Source organism: Halobacillus sp. (assembly GCF_049282395.1).
In the GTDB taxonomy this organism is placed as follows: Bacteria; Bacillota; Bacilli; order Bacillales; family Halobacillaceae; genus Halobacillus.
Genome location: NZ_JBAPTY010000379.1, coordinates 1 through 14,512, shown reverse-complemented (window position 1 = coordinate 14,512; position 14,512 = coordinate 1). Strand labels below are relative to the sequence as shown.

Here is a 14,512-nt window from a genome sequence, read left to right as displayed (position 1 = left end):
GCTCTTTTTTAAGTTGGAATGCTTTGCTTTGTCCACACCTAGAAAAGTAGTTTTTCAGATTTAGTTGTAGTGTAGCCAACAGAAAGTGGAAATATACTTAAGTAGATTTACGATTTTTTATTTTTGTCCATACCTGCTGAAGAGCTTGTTCGAATTTTCCGGTAGCTTTTGGTTCGTAATACGTGCGGTTCTTGATGGTGTCAGGTAAGTATTGTTGATCCACCCAGCCGTTTTCAAAATTGTGTGGATACTGATATTCTAGTCCTCTGCCTAATTGTGAAGCTCCCTTATAATGAGAGTCTTTCAAATGGGCAGGAACTTCTCCGCTTTTACCATTACGAATGTCTGATAGGGCTGCATCGAGTGCTTTATAGGCACTGTTTGACTTAGGTGACAAGGCAAGTTCCGTAACAATAACAGATAAAGGAATACGAGCTTCGGGAAAACCAATTCTTTCTGCTGCCTGTATAGCGGAAAGTGCTCTTGGACCAGCTTGGGGGTTGGCAAGCCCGATATCCTCATAGGCAATAACCACAAGTCTGCGCCCAATACTATCGAGATCTCCGGCTTCTATCAAACGTCCAAGGTAGTGAAGAGATGCGTCTACATCGCTCCCTCGAATTGATTTCTGAAAAGCAGAAAGTACATCATAGTGGGCATCTCCATCCTTATCATGAGAAAAGCTTTTCTTTTGCATACACTCCTCAGCAATTTCCAAGTCAATAGGGATACGTTTGTCTTCCATAGGGGTGGAGAAAGCGGCGAGCTCTAGTCCATTCAAGGCGGCTCTAAGGTCTCCATTCGCTGCATGTGCAAAATGATCGAGAGCCTCGGAGGTAAGCTCAAGTTCTAAATCTCCAATCCCCTGTTCTTTATCTTCTATGGCTCGTTGAATCGCTTGTTTAATTTCATCAGGAGTGAGTTTGTAAAGTTCGAATAGATGGCAGCGGCTCCTGATCGCTGGGTTAATGGAATGATATGGATTACTTGTCGTACAGCCGATTAGAGTTAACCGATTACTTTCAAGATGAGGAAGAAGAAAATCCTGCTTTGCTTTATCCAGGCGATGGACTTCATCAAGGATGAGGACGAGCTGTCCATGCATCTTGGCTTCTTCAACAGCAATTTCCATATCTTTCTTTTTATCAGTGACTGCATTTAAATTTTTGAAGGGTATTTTTAGACTTTTAGCTAGTGCGGTAGCCATCGATGTCTTACCCGTCCCGGGAGGACCGAATAGGATCATGGAAGCCAGGCGATTTGCTGTTATCATTCGGTGAATCGTTTTACCTTCGTCCACCAGGTGGGACTGTCCAATGATTTCGTTTAAATTGGAAGGACGCATGCGGAATGCGAGTGGTTGCTGGCTCATAATCAAGCTCCTTTTTAAGTATGTTTATGCAAAAGTTGATTGCTGATTTGATGATATTCCGTGATACGGTGCATAGAAAGATACGTTTGGGAATAAGTCCTTTTACACGCTTCTTGGCTCGACAAGGATATGTGAAGATGATGTTCGATGAAGAACGTCTCTTTGTGGAACCGCTGTACAATCCTATTCAAACCGAACAAAGGGTTTATATATAGTAAGGGTACTTATATTACGAAAAAATCAACATTGAACTATAACAGATTTAGTTATAAATGTAAGGTTAGATGGATTACTGAGAAAATGCAAGAGACTTGCCATTCATGCTATAATAACGTTTGGTATAATAGAGAGAGGAGGGGTTAGGTTGAGTTTAAACCACCCTCAGGTGCGTGAAAAATTTATTAGGTGGACTTTTTTTATAGTAGGAGTTATTATCCTTGGTCTTGGTATATCCATGACCATGCAAGTAAAAGATTTTGGAATTGGGCCCTGGGATGTTTTCCATTACGGACTGTTTCTCCAGTTTGGTTTAACAGTAGGAACCTGGTCTATTATCGCCGGGCTTCTCATCGTCACTTTACATGCTTTCTATAAGAAGAAACTCCCGCAGATTGGTACCATATTAAACATGATTTTTATTGGTATATTTATTGATTTTTTTAATTGGCTGCTTCCAAGTCCTGAAATCTTGACCGTTCAAATTATCGTATTTATTCTAGGTACTATTGTTATTGCCTTAGGAATTGGTATATATGTATCTTCCGGCATAGGAGCGGGACCGAGAGACAGTTTAATGTTAATGATCTCTGAAGCAATGGGTTGGAAAGTTTCAACCGTAAGAAACGGCATTGAGATCACAGTGGCTGTGCTTGGTTTCGCTCTTGGCGGTCCGGTAGGAATTGGAACTGTATTTATTGCGTTATTTTTAGGAACTTTTGTAGGATATACGCTACCAGCGTCCCAACGATTGTTACAGTTTTTAATAATGAAAGGTGACTTATATGAAGATATCTACCAAAGGCCGTTACGGTCTAACCATTATGATTGAATTAGCCAGGAAATATGGAGATGGTCCAATATCTCTAAAGCAGATTGCAAGAGACAATGGACTTTCTGAACATTACTTGGAACAATTAATTGCTCCTTTACGAAATGCAAGTTTAGTTAAAAGCGTAAGGGGGGCTTACGGCGGCTATATGCTGACAAAAGCACCTCATGAGATTACTGCAGGAGATGTTATTCGTATCCTGGAAGGACCGATTACACCTGTGGAAGGCATTGAAGATGAGGAACCCGCCAAACAAGCTCTATGGAAAAGAGTGCGTGATGCCGTTAAGGATGTACTGGACACAACCACTCTTGAAGATTTGAAAGATCATGTAGACGACCAGACTCAGGATGCGTACATGTTTTATATTTAATAGGTGGAGGTGAGAATGAATGAAGGGAATTTATCTGGATCATGCTGCTACTTCTCCCGTTCACCCAAAGGTAGTTAAGTCCATGATTCCTGTTTTGGAAGAGACCTATGGCAACCCCTCCAGTGTTCACCAATTTGGAAGGCAGGCAAGGAAAATTCTTGATGAAGCAAGAAAGGTAATTGCGAGGAGCATTCATGCAAACGAAAAAGAAATAGTTTTTACAAGTGGCGGTACAGAAGCTGATAACTTAGCAATAATTGGTACAGCCAGAGCCCGCGAACAGGAAGGTAAGCATATTATTACCACTCCAATTGAACATCATGCTACATTACATGCAGTCGAATATCTTGAAGAAGAAGGTTTTGATATTACGTATTTACCTGTTGATGAAAATGGAGCCGTTCGTGCGGAAGATGTAAAGAAATCTTTAAGAGATGATACGATTCTGGTTTCCATCATGATGGTAAATAATGAAACAGGGGTTATGCAGCCTGTAAAAGAAGTTGCTGAACTCCTGAGAGAACATTCTACTTCTTTTCATTCTGATATTGTTCAGGCATACGGTCTCATGGAAATTGATGTAACAGAGCTGGCGGTGGACTTGATGGCGGTGTCAGGTCATAAAATAAATGGTCCAAAAGGGATTGGTTTTCTTTATGTCCGGGAAGGAACTAAGCTTGCGTCCCTGCAGCATGGTGGAGAGCAGGAAAGAAAAAGGCGTGCAGGCACGGAGAACCTTCCGGCTGTGAAAGGACTCCAAACAGCAGTAGAACTGATTGAAGGAGAGCGCAGCCAAAAAAGGAAGCAGTTCAAAGAATTAAAAGAAACATTTCTGCATGCTTTAAACAAAGAAGGCGTAAATTACTCAATTAATGGTGCGGAAGAATATAGTATTGAATCCATTATAAACATTAGTTTTCCAGAAATGAACGTGGAAACAATGCTCACAAACTTTGACTTATCGGGAATTGCTGCTTCAAGCGGCAGTGCTTGTACAGCTGGATCCGTAGAACCTTCACATGTACTTTCGGCTATGTATGGAACTGGCGACCCTCGAACAACTAATTCAATTCGGTTCAGCTTTGGCCAAAGTAATAGCAAAGAGGATCTCATACAAGCAGCACAGAAAATCAGTCAAATCGTACAAAGACTGAGCATAACAGGAAGGTGAAAAATATGAAAGAACCGAAAGACACTCGTGTTGTGGTCGGAATGAGCGGAGGAGTCGATTCCTCTGTAGCTGCTCTTTTGTTAAAAGAGCAGGGCTATGATGTAGTCGGAATCTTCATGAAAAACTGGGATGATACTGACGAAAATGGAGTTTGTACGGCAACAGAAGATTATGAAGATGTAATTAGAGTGTGTAATCAACTCGATATTCCTTATTACGCCGTCAACTTTGAAAAACAATACTGGGATAAAGTATTTACTTATTTTCTTGAGGAATACAAAGCGGGCCGCACGCCTAATCCTGACGTTATGTGTAATAAAGAGATCAAATTTAAGGCATTCTTAGACCATGCTTTATCTCTTGGGGCTGATTATCTAGCTACTGGACATTATGCTCAGGTGCAGGAGAATAATGGGGTGTATGAAATGCTCCGCGGGATAGACAGGAATAAAGATCAAACGTATTTCCTGAACCAGTTGACCCAGGAAATGCTTGAAAAAGTCATGTTTCCTCTCGGCCATTTAGAAAAGAAACAGGTGAGAGAAATAGCAGAGCAGCATGATCTGGCTACTGCTAAAAAGAAAGATTCAACAGGAATCTGCTTTATAGGTGAGCGGAATTTCAAAGAATTTTTGAGTGAATATCTTCCGGCCCAGCCTGGTAACATGGAAACTCTGGATGGTGAAGTGAAGGGACAACACGAGGGGCTTATGTATTATACCCTCGGTCAGCGCCAAGGTCTTGGAATTGGAGGCGCTGGAGATCCCTGGTTTGTGGTAGGTAAAAATGTGGATGCAAATATATTATACGTTGGACAAGGTTTTCATCACGATGCTTTATACTCTGATGGTTTAATTGCTTCTGAAGCAAACTGGACAACTGGACAAGTTCCTGGAGAAGCCATGGAGTGTACAGCAAAGTTCCGTTATCGACAAGAGGACAGCCACGTAACTGTGCAACCCATGACAGATGGACGCTGGAAAGTAATCTTTCATGAACCGGAAAGAGCCATTACCCCTGGACAAGCTGTCGTGTTCTACGATGGAGAAGTTTGCCTGGGCGGTGCCACGATTGATACGGTCTTAAAAGAGGATGCTGCTGTCACATATGTTGGCTGAGCAAATGGTCATGTCCGTTTTTCAGGACATGACTTTTTTACATATTAAAAGAAGGAGAGAGATACATGGATAAATTAAAGCAAGGTATTGAAGAGATGCAAAATCATAATTATGAGGAGGCGGCCCGTCTTTTCACAGAAGCTATTGATGAAAATCCTAAACAGCCGGTAGGTTATATTAACTTTGGAAACTTGCTTACTCACATGAATGATTATGAACGTGCAGCCCGTTTTTTTAATAGAGCTATTGAGCTTGATGGAGAAGCAGCTACAGCTTATTACGGTCTGGGGAATGTTTATTATGAACAAGAAAAGTTCACGAAAGCTCAAGAGCAGTTTATTCAAGCCATTCAAAATGGTTTAGATGAAGCCGATGTCCACTTTATGCTTGGGATGACTTTTGTGCATCAGGAATACACGAAGCTTGCTCTTCCTTATTTACTGCGAGCGGCTGAACTGGCTCCTGACGATGTAGATATCCAATTTCAATATGGACTCTGTTTAGCCCAGAACGGGCAGATTGACGGTGCTGAACAGGCTATGAAACGTGTGCTACAATTGGAAGAAGAACATAGTGACGCTTACTACAATTTAGGGGTGGTCGCTCTTCATAAAGAAGATGCGAAATCAGCACTCTTCCATTTTAATCGAGCCCTTGAAATTCAGCCTGAGCACATGCTGGCTTCTCATGCAAAGGCCCAAGTGGAACAAGCGTTAAACGAGTAATTATTGAAGGAGAAAGATGGCATGACACAACAAACGCTCTTTTCTGAATCCAATGAAGAACGTCCTTATGTTAAAGGTGAACTCAATCGAATGATCTTTCATAATGAGGCTGAGCATTTTTCCATCGCGGCGATCACTGTAAGTGAAACAAATGAATATACAGATGTGGACTCACTGGTGATTAAAGGACACTTTTCTCCTTTGGAAGAAGGAGAAACCTATATCTTTTATGGTCAATTTCGTAACCACCCGAAATTCGGACTGCAATACGAGGTAGAGATGTATAATCGTGTCTTGCCTGAAACAAAAGATGGGCTTATTCACTATTTATCGAGTGATTTATTTCACGGCATAGGTAAAAGGACGGCTGAGCGTATCGTTGATCAATTAGGAGAACAAGCGATATCGTTTATATTAGAAGACAGAGCTGCTTTAGATAAAGTACCTAAGCTTACTAAGGAAAAAGCGGATCAATTATACAATTCCCTAAAGGAACATCAAGGTTTTGAACACGTGATGATTCATCTTTCCCAATACGGGTTCGGGTTGAAGTTATCTCAGAAAATTTATGAAGTCTTTAAGGATCAAACTCTTGCCATTATTGAAGAAGATCCTTATCAACTTGTATTTAAAGTCGAAGGTTTTGGTTTTCACCGGGCAGATGAAATGGCGAGGATGCAGAATCTTTCTCATGATCACCCTACCAGACTCCGAGCAGCATGTTTGTACATGATGCAAAAAAGCATGTCTGCTGGTCACACCTACCTTCCCACCGAAGAATGTCTAATGCAGGTTGATCAGTTACTAAACACTGGACTTGAAGCTTCTATCTCATACGAGCAGCTGTCCGAGCAAATCATCCATCTGGGTCAGGAAAAATATGTATATATGGAAGAGGATCGCATTTACTTACCAACACTTTATTTCGCAGAAAACGGTTTTTGCCGTAATATCGATCGTATTCTTGATGAAGAATTGGAAGCCCAGCATACTCAGGCGGATCTCATGAAAATTATTGGAAGCATTGAAGAAGAGGAAGCAATGAGTTATGGAGAAGACCAATTTAATGCAATTGAGAAAACGTTACAGTCCAAGCTTATGATTCTGACTGGAGGACCCGGAACTGGAAAAACAACGGTTATTAAAGGAATTATCCAGTCTTATGCAGAGTTAAATGACGTCTCGATTGACCCGGAAGACTATGACTCCGATCAACCTTTTCCTTTTGTCCTGGCTGCGCCAACAGGACGGGCTGCTAAACGTATGACGGAATCCACCGGTATGCCTGCAAGCACCATCCACCGTTTGCTCGGATGGGATGGACATGAACAATTTGAACGCAACCAGAATAATCCTTTAGAAGGTAAGGTTCTCATCATTGATGAATTTTCGATGGTGGATATTTGGCTGGCCAACCAATTGTTCCGTGCTGTTCCTTCAGGTATGCAGGTCCTCCTCGTAGGTGATGAAGATCAACTTCCCTCTGTTGGCCCCGGTCAAGTACTTGCCGATCTGCTTGCCTCCGAACAGCTGCCATCTTCCAAACTGACGGAAGTGTACCGGCAAAAAGAAGGTTCAAAAATCATCCAGCTTGCACATGAGATTAAAAATAATCAGTGTACTGCGGTATCACTGGCTAAGGAGCATGATTTCAATTTTATACCTGCTCGGGAGAATCAGCTTGCTGATATAGTTACCCATATTGTAAAAAAAGCGATCGATAAAGGTATTAACCTTAGAGAATTGCAAGTCCTTGTCCCGATGTACCGCACAGAAGTTGGCATTCATAAGCTTAATTCAGAGATTCAGCGAGTGGTAAATCCCAAAAGTAAACAGAAGCGGGATATCCAATTTAATGATCAGACCTATCGAAAAGGGGATAAAGTCATTCAGTTGGTTAACCAGCCCGAAGACGGAGTTTATAATGGAGATATAGGCGAAATTGTTGCGATATTTCGTGAGGAAGAAAACGTAGATGGTGTAGAACAGGTGGTCGTTGATTTTGACGGAAAAGAAATCGTTTATCCAAAAAAAGATTTGAAAAATGTAATGCTCGCTTATTGCACATCGATCCATAAATCTCAAGGAAGTGAGTTTTCAATTGTCATTCTTCCAGTAGTCCGAAGCTACAAAAGGATGCTTAGGAAAAATTTGCTCTACACAGCTATCACCCGTTCTAAGCAATCTCTGATCATCTGTGGAGACCGCAATGCATTTCTCGAAGGCGTAAAGTTTACGGATACAAACCTTCGTTATACAAGGCTAAAAGAAAAACTTCAGGAGAAGGTGGTCCCGGAAGTGCCGGAAGATGAGGAAGAAGAATTGTCCCCTTACGATTTTATGTGAAGTTAATGAGGAGATAAGCTATGAAATCTATATTGGGGATCTCCGGCAGTACCATTTTAAGTGACCCAGCTCAGTTTGATCAGTTATTTAAGTCAGCAATTGGTCATATTGAAATTGGAGAATTTCCAGATGAAGCATCTTTTTATCGTTTTCTAACAATGGCTAGACAGAATCAAGTCTCTTTTGGAATTCATTCGCCCCTTATTAGAGGGAACAGCAAGTACGATCTAATTGAACATGTATCTGTCGATCCTCTGGATGCTCGAATAAATTTTGAACAGGAAGTCGCTTTGGCAGCAAGAGTCGGGGCGGAATACATTTTAGTTCACTTTCCATACGTTAAAGGTCCTGTTCGTTCAAACCCTCAGCCTATGATTGAAGAAGGACTTCGTTACCTCTCTGAGCTGCAGAAAAAATACAAAATCTCTATTGTCTGCGAACCTAAACTTGGTCATAACCGCTCTTCTGCAGGGATCCACTACCTTCAGCAATTCCCTGAAGAGGTGTGGGGCACCTATCAATTATCTCTCTGTTTAGACATGGGAGATTATCGAATGGCAGCGGGTGATAAGTGGAAAGAGTACATCGTTCCTTTGCTTCCTTACACAACAGTTATCCACGTACATAATGTAAGTTTTTTAGATGATAAATATTACTGGGTGCCGATTCATCCAGAACCAAACACAAAAGAAGGTTCCTTTGATATGAAGTCAATGATTGAAATACTGGCTGAAAAAAAAGGAAGATATTTTATCATGGAGCATACTCCTCACTCCAGGCCATCTGAAGCATATGTGGTGGAAGGAATGGAGTGGCTTCATAATCTTATAGAATAATGTATGAATTTACTTCGGAGGGACATACTGTTTTGTAAAAAAGGAGTATGGCTCCCCATGAAATGTCCGAATTGTAAGAGCAAAAATCTTGGTAAAATAGGAAACGAGCAATATTATTGTTGGAATTGTTGTCTGGAGTTAGCTATTGAAGATGGCAAAATGAACATAAATCAAATTGAAGAAGATGGCAGTCTAAGCTCTCTCAATGACATATTCTATCAACAAGGATCTTAAGCAAGGATGAGTGATCAAGCAGCCAAGTGGGTACGTCGGTTCGTCATCTTCTTCATTATACTTCTCAGTCTATTACTACTAGCATGGCTGTTTCCCTATTATGATCATATTATTATCATGATTGGAAGAATCCTTCTGCCCTTTGTCTTGGCTCTAGTGCTTTCCTTACTGCTTCATCCTCTTGTGAACCTGCTGGAAGAGACGGGAATCTCAAGGCCTCTTGCTATCTTGTTTATATTCCTCGCATTTTTTTCTTTAGTAAGTTTAGGAATCTATAAAGGCTATCCCCGTCTGTTAACACAGGTAAGACTGTTGAGTGAGCAGGTTCCTGCTTTAACGGAATCTTATCAAGGATGGACGAAGCAGTTATATGCTCAAACTGAAAGGTTTCCAGATGGTATTCATAAAAAATTGGATGGCAGTTTTTCAGATTTCGAAGAATGGATTAGCACAAAATTAATGAACTTGCTTACAAGTTTAAGCGGTATTTTCGATATGGTCTTTTTAGTTGCTGTCATTCCCGTAATGACATTCTATTTTTTAAAGGACTACAAAATGATTGGACGCTCTTTGATGAGTTTATTACCTGATTCCTGGCATGATGAAGCTCAGAGACTGACCAGGGAACTTAGTCACTCTTTGGGAGGATATATTCGCGGTCAACTTCTAATCAGTCTTTTTGTAGGGGCCCTTGCCTCGCTTGGTTTTTGGCTGGTAGATCTGCCGTATCCTCTTATTCTTGGAATTATAGCAGGAATAACGAATATTATTCCTTATTTTGGTCCTTTGCTTGGGGCTGTACCGGTACTAATAGTAGCAGCTACCATTTCAGTGAAAACGCTTATTCTTAGTCTCCTGGTGGTCCTTGTAATTCAAGTGCTTGAAGGTAATTTGCTTTCGCCATATATAATGGGGAGAAGTATTCACATCCACCCATTGGTCATTATCTTTGCTTTGCTTGCAGGTGGTGAACTTGCAGGAATTCCCGGATTAATTTTAGCTGTACCGGTTCTTACATGTCTAAAAGTAATTGTTAGTGAAGTTCATAAAGGACGCATTCATATTGACAGATAGGGAACAGTTATCTATAATAGCGCATATCGACACTATACGAACGAAAAACAGTGAAGGAAATAAGTAAGCAATTACCCATAATTAGAGAGGCATATTCCAGGCTGAGAAGTATGCTATGGACAGGGTTGCTGAAAGCTATTCCTGAGTGCGGTTAATCCCCGCCGGAGTCGCGCCTCGTTACTGGCGTCTGAGGTGATAGACAGTTTAATGTCTATAATCAGGGTGGTACCGCGGATTTAAACTCCCGTCCCTGCCGATGGCAGGGACGGGAGTTTTTTGTTCGTACAGATAAAATAGAGTGTTTATAAAAGAGCATGAAGCTTGATGCATTTAACAATAAGGAGGTAATGGTATGAAATCATGGACATCTGCTGAAGTCCGCCAAATGTTTCTGGACTTTTTTAAAGAAAAAAATCACAGTGTGGAACCAAGTGCTTCTCTTGTTCCTCATGAAGATCCTACACTCCTTTGGATAAACAGTGGAGTGGCTACGCTGAAAAAATACTTTGACGGGCGGGTTATTCCTGAAAATCCAAGGATTGTGAACGTACAAAAATCCATTCGGACCAACGATATAGAAAATGTAGGGTTCACAGCCCGCCACCATACTTTCTTTGAAATGTTGGGTAACTTTTCTATTGGAGATTATTTTAAAGAGGAAGCGATGAAGTGGGGTTGGGAATTCCTGACCAGTAAAGATTGGATCGGATTTGACGAAAGCAGGTTATCTGTTACCGTTCATCCAGAAGATGATGAAGCCTATACTATTTGGCGCGATATTGTCGGAATTGATGAAGAGCGAATTATCCGTATTGAGGAAAACTTCTGGGATATTGGTGAAGGCCCGAGTGGTCCAAATACTGAAATCTTTTACGATCGCGGTGAAAAATACGGGAATGATCCTCACGATCCTGAACTTTATCCGGGTGGAGAAAATGAACGCTATTTAGAAATCTGGAATTTAGTATTCTCACAGTTCAACCATAATCCTGATGACACTTACACACCCTTACCTAAGAAGAACATTGATACAGGAATGGGACTGGAAAGAATTGTATGCGTTATTCAAGATACGCCTACCAATTTCGAAACAGATTTATTCAAACCTTTAATTGAAGCAACAGAGTCTATTTCGGGAAGAAAGTATGGAGAAAGTGAGGAAGGAAATTCTTCCTTTAAAGTTATAGCTGATCATATGCGTACGGTATCTTTTGCGGTCAGTGACGGAGCTCTGCCGTCCAATGAGGGAAGAGGATACGTTCTGCGCCGTTTGCTGCGCCGGGCTGTAAGGTTTGCTAAACAAATTGGTATAGATCAGCCTTTCATGTACAAATTAGTACCTGAAGTAGCTGAAATTATGGTCGACTTCTATCCTGAAGTAAAAGAGAAGCAGTCCTTTATCCAAAACGTAATTAAAACGGAAGAGGAACGTTTCCACGAAACATTAAATGATGGACTTGCCATCTTATCGACAATTATGAAGCAGGAATCAGAAAAAGGGAGTAATGTATTCCCTGGGACAGAAGTATTTCGTCTCTACGATACGTATGGTTTTCCTAAGGAGCTCACGGAAGAATATGTAGCTGACGCTGGTTTTACCATTGATGAAGATGGGTTTATGCTTGAAATGGAGAAGCAGCGGGAGCGTGCCAGGAACGCTCGTCAGAAAACTGGTTCCATGCAGATTCAAGAAGGTGTACTTGGGGACGTTCGTGTAGCCAGTGAATTCACCGGTTATGATCAACTTCGTACGGAAGCAGAAATTGTCGAAATGATTAAAGGTAAAGAGTTTAGTGAACAAGCAGAAGAAGACGATACAGTCTACTTATTTTTGGATAAAACACCTTTCTACGCAGAAAGCGGCGGTCAGATTGCTGATAAAGGCCGTATAGAAAATGATAACGTCCTATTGGAAGTAACAAATGTTCAAAAAGCACCAAATGGTCAGCATATGCATGAAGCCGTGATCCAAAAAGGTACGCTTCATAAAGGAGACAGGGTTCATGCAGAAATAGATGAAAAATCCCGCTCCTTTATAGTTAAGAATCACACAGCTACCCATTTGCTCCATCAAGCATTGAAGGACGTATTAGGCGATCATGTAAATCAGGCGGGTTCTCTTGTGGCTCCGGATCGTCTACGGTTTGATTTCTCGCATTTTGGCTCCGTTTCCAATGAGGAGATAGAGAAGATTGAAGCTATCGTAAACGAAAAAGTATGGCAGTCCATTCCTGTAAGAGTAGAATATAGTTCTATCGAGGAAGCCAAAGAAAAAGGCGCAATGGCATTATTTGGAGAGAAATACGGAGACACTGTTCGTGTGGTGCAAGTAGGTGACTACAGCCTGGAACTCTGCGGAGGGTGCCATGTGATAAACACCGCTGAAATTGGTTTATTCAAGATTGTATCAGAGACAGGTATTGGCGCTGGAACCAGACGTATGGAAGCTGTGACAGCTAAAGATGCTTACTTGTATATGAATAGTAAGGAATCGTTGTTAAAGCAAGCTGGTGAACGCTTAAAGACGAAGCCGGAGCAAGTACCTGAACGAATAGATTTCCTTCATAAGGAGATTAAGGATCTGCAGAGGGAAAATGAATCCCTAAGTGCTAAAATCTCTAATATGGAAGCTTCAACCATTCTTGACGAAGTTGAAGAGATTAACGGCGTCAAGGTGCTGGCAAAACAAGTGGATGTGAAGGATATGAATGCCTTGCGTTCCATGATTGATGATTTAAAACAAAAAATTGAATCTGGTATTATACTGCTTGCTGCACCAAATGGAAATAAAGTTCAGCTAATTGCAGGAGTATCAAAAGATTTAGTAGAAGAAGGTTACCATGCAGGACATTTAATTAAAGAAGCAGCTTCCAGGTGCGGTGGAGGCGGCGGAGGCCGTCCGGACATGGCTCAGGCTGGAGGCAAGGATGTTTCTAAGATTCCTGAGGCCTTAGAATTTGCAAAAGAGTATGCAAATCAAGGTTCTTAGTTTTCCATTAAGTAAACTTAGGTATATAATGGAGTAAAGACTAACAAGTGCGAGGTGACATGAATGAGCTCAATGGATAAAACAATGAGATTTAACTTCTCAGAAGAACCGTTTGACCAGGATGTGCGCTCTGTACTGCTTTCTGTACACAGTGCTCTTCAAGAAAAGGGTTACAACCCTATCAACCAGATAGTCGGTTATTTACTCTCCGGAGATCCAGCGTACATCCCGCGTCACCAGGATGCCAGAAACTTAATTCGCAAAATTGAACGTGATGAACTAATCGAAGAGTTAGTTAAGTTCTATATTAGAGAGAATAATGAGGGCAATGAATGAAAAAAATAGGTCTAGACGTAGGCGAAAAAACGGTAGGAGTGGCTATTTCCGATGCCTTAGGCTGGACAGCCCAGGGACTAACAACTATTCATTGGGATGAAACTGATTTTAATACGGTTCGCGGACCGCTTCAAAAGATCATGGAAGAGCATGACATCACTGAAGCAGTGGTAGGCTTTCCTAAGAACATGAACGGGACAGTAGGACCTAGAGGAGAAGCCAGCCAGCGTTTCGCTGCGTGGATAAAAAAAGAATATAAAATACCATCCCATCTTTGGGATGAGCGTTTAACGACAATGGCAGCAGAGCGGGTATTGCTGGATGCAGACGTCAGCCGAAAGAAGCGAAAGAAAGTCATTGATAAAATGGCCGCTGTTATCATTCTGCAAAGTTATCTAGATTCCAAACAATAAGGAGGACGTTTTATCATGGCACTAGAAAAAGAAGAACGTATTGTAATTCCAGATGAAAATGGAGAGGAACATTTATTTGAAGTATTGTTCACATTCGATGTAGAGCAGACGGAACAATCCTATATTGCCGTCATTCCTGCTGAGCAGAATGAGGGAGACGAGGTAGAAGTTTTTGCGTTTCGATATGAAGAAAAAGGAAATGAAGAAGATGATCTTGCTCTCTACCAGATCGAATCGGATGAGGAATGGGAAATGGTTGAAGAAATGCTGAATACTTTAACAGATGAGGATTTAACCTAAATAATAACTAAAGAAAGAAAAAGCCTGCGAACTGCAGGCTTTTTCTTTTGTGAAGCTTCTGGACCATAGAAATTATACCACTGCTGTGGAAAGGCTCTCGCATTTTGTAGTATAATGTACCGGATGGAAGGAGGAAGTCTGTTGTCCGAAAGAAATTTCAAAAAAAATTACAAAGCT

At 41.2% G+C, this 14,512-nt stretch carries 13 protein-coding genes and 1 other annotated feature; of the genes, 12 read left to right on the top strand and 1 reads right to left on the bottom strand.

Going from position 1 to position 14,512, the window contains the following annotated elements; translation table 11 throughout:
* Positions 1 to 97 precede the first annotated feature (97 nt).
* Positions 98 to 1,372, bottom strand: a complete 1,275-nt coding sequence (locus WAM07_RS15755; RefSeq protein ID WP_422168356.1) for a replication-associated recombination protein A — start codon at positions 1,370 to 1,372, stop codon at positions 98 to 100.
* A 364-nt stretch (positions 1,373 to 1,736) separates the two neighbouring features.
* Between WAM07_RS15755 and WAM07_RS15750 the strand changes: the two genes are divergently transcribed.
* The 12 genes from WAM07_RS15750 (at position 1,737) to WAM07_RS15695 (ending at position 14,335) form a co-directional block, all read left to right on the top strand.
* Positions 1,737 to 2,420 (top strand): YczE/YyaS/YitT family protein, encoded by a 684-nt coding sequence (locus tag WAM07_RS15750; RefSeq protein ID WP_422168355.1) that lies wholly within the window; start codon positions 1,737 to 1,739, stop codon positions 2,418 to 2,420.
* Complete coding sequence (cymR, locus tag WAM07_RS15745) at positions 2,374 to 2,793, top strand: cysteine metabolism transcriptional regulator CymR (RefSeq protein ID WP_014643856.1); 420 nt, start codon at positions 2,374 to 2,376, stop codon at positions 2,791 to 2,793. The genes WAM07_RS15750 and cymR overlap by 47 nt, the downstream gene beginning before the upstream one ends.
* Before the next feature lie 19 nt (positions 2,794 to 2,812).
* A complete protein-coding gene (locus WAM07_RS15740; protein ID WP_422168352.1) occupies positions 2,813 to 3,964 on the top strand; it encodes a cysteine desulfurase family protein in 1,152 nt (383 codons plus the stop codon).
* Positions 3,965 to 3,969: 5 nt separating this feature from the next.
* Positions 3,970 to 5,082: a tRNA 2-thiouridine(34) synthase MnmA gene (gene mnmA / locus WAM07_RS15735; RefSeq protein ID WP_422168351.1), complete on the top strand. Its 1,113-nt coding sequence runs from the start codon at positions 3,970 to 3,972 to the stop codon at positions 5,080 to 5,082.
* A 65-nt stretch (positions 5,083 to 5,147) separates the two neighbouring features.
* A complete protein-coding gene (locus WAM07_RS15730) occupies positions 5,148 to 5,807 on the top strand; it encodes a tetratricopeptide repeat protein (protein WP_422168349.1) in 660 nt (219 codons plus the stop codon).
* A 21-nt stretch (positions 5,808 to 5,828) separates the two neighbouring features.
* A complete protein-coding gene (locus tag WAM07_RS15725; protein ID WP_422168347.1) occupies positions 5,829 to 8,153 on the top strand; it encodes an ATP-dependent RecD-like DNA helicase in 2,325 nt (774 codons plus the stop codon).
* A gap of 20 nt (positions 8,154 to 8,173) precedes the next feature.
* Positions 8,174 to 8,989 (top strand): sugar phosphate isomerase/epimerase family protein, encoded by an 816-nt coding sequence (locus WAM07_RS15720; protein WP_422168345.1) that lies wholly within the window; start codon positions 8,174 to 8,176, stop codon positions 8,987 to 8,989.
* A gap of 240 nt (positions 8,990 to 9,229) precedes the next feature.
* Positions 9,230 to 10,297 (top strand): AI-2E family transporter, encoded by a 1,068-nt coding sequence (locus WAM07_RS15715; RefSeq protein WP_422168343.1) that lies wholly within the window; start codon positions 9,230 to 9,232, stop codon positions 10,295 to 10,297.
* A gap of 41 nt (positions 10,298 to 10,338) precedes the next feature.
* Positions 10,339 to 10,552, top strand: a binding site (T-box leader).
* Between the two features lie 97 nt (positions 10,553 to 10,649).
* Positions 10,650 to 13,286 carry an alanine--tRNA ligase gene (gene alaS, locus WAM07_RS15710; protein WP_422168341.1) on the top strand — a complete coding sequence of 879 codons (2,637 nt, stop codon included), beginning with the start codon at positions 10,650 to 10,652 and terminating at the stop codon, positions 13,284 to 13,286.
* A 63-nt stretch (positions 13,287 to 13,349) separates the two neighbouring features.
* A complete protein-coding gene (locus WAM07_RS15705) occupies positions 13,350 to 13,622 on the top strand; it encodes an IreB family regulatory phosphoprotein (protein ID WP_422168339.1) in 273 nt (90 codons plus the stop codon).
* Positions 13,619 to 14,035 carry a Holliday junction resolvase RuvX gene (ruvX, locus tag WAM07_RS15700; protein ID WP_422168337.1) on the top strand — a complete coding sequence of 139 codons (417 nt, stop codon included), beginning with the start codon at positions 13,619 to 13,621 and terminating at the stop codon, positions 14,033 to 14,035. The genes WAM07_RS15705 and ruvX overlap by 4 nt, the downstream gene beginning before the upstream one ends.
* A gap of 15 nt (positions 14,036 to 14,050) precedes the next feature.
* Positions 14,051 to 14,335, top strand: a complete 285-nt coding sequence (locus WAM07_RS15695) for a DUF1292 domain-containing protein (protein WP_422168335.1) — start codon at positions 14,051 to 14,053, stop codon at positions 14,333 to 14,335.
* The last annotated feature ends 177 nt before the right edge of the window (positions 14,336 to 14,512 follow it).

Coding starts and splice junctions, on each gene's coding strand:
- WAM07_RS15755 (WP_422168356.1), bottom strand. CDS start 1,372: ATGAGCCAGCAACCACTCGCATTCCGCATGCGTCCTTCCAATTTAAAC.
- cymR (WP_014643856.1), top strand. CDS start 2,374: ATGAAGATATCTACCAAAGGCCGTTACGGTCTAACCATTATGATTGAA.
- WAM07_RS15740 (WP_422168352.1), top strand. CDS start 2,813: ATGAAGGGAATTTATCTGGATCATGCTGCTACTTCTCCCGTTCACCCA.
- mnmA (WP_422168351.1), top strand. CDS start 3,970: ATGAAAGAACCGAAAGACACTCGTGTTGTGGTCGGAATGAGCGGAGGA.
- WAM07_RS15730 (WP_422168349.1), top strand. CDS start 5,148: ATGGATAAATTAAAGCAAGGTATTGAAGAGATGCAAAATCATAATTAT.
- WAM07_RS15725 (WP_422168347.1), top strand. CDS start 5,829: ATGACACAACAAACGCTCTTTTCTGAATCCAATGAAGAACGTCCTTAT.
- WAM07_RS15720 (WP_422168345.1), top strand. CDS start 8,174: ATGAAATCTATATTGGGGATCTCCGGCAGTACCATTTTAAGTGACCCA.
- WAM07_RS15715 (WP_422168343.1), top strand. CDS start 9,230: ATGAGTGATCAAGCAGCCAAGTGGGTACGTCGGTTCGTCATCTTCTTC.
- alaS (WP_422168341.1), top strand. CDS start 10,650: ATGAAATCATGGACATCTGCTGAAGTCCGCCAAATGTTTCTGGACTTT.
- WAM07_RS15705 (WP_422168339.1), top strand. CDS start 13,350: ATGAGCTCAATGGATAAAACAATGAGATTTAACTTCTCAGAAGAACCG.
- ruvX (WP_422168337.1), top strand. CDS start 13,619: ATGAAAAAAATAGGTCTAGACGTAGGCGAAAAAACGGTAGGAGTGGCT.
- WAM07_RS15695 (WP_422168335.1), top strand. CDS start 14,051: ATGGCACTAGAAAAAGAAGAACGTATTGTAATTCCAGATGAAAATGGA.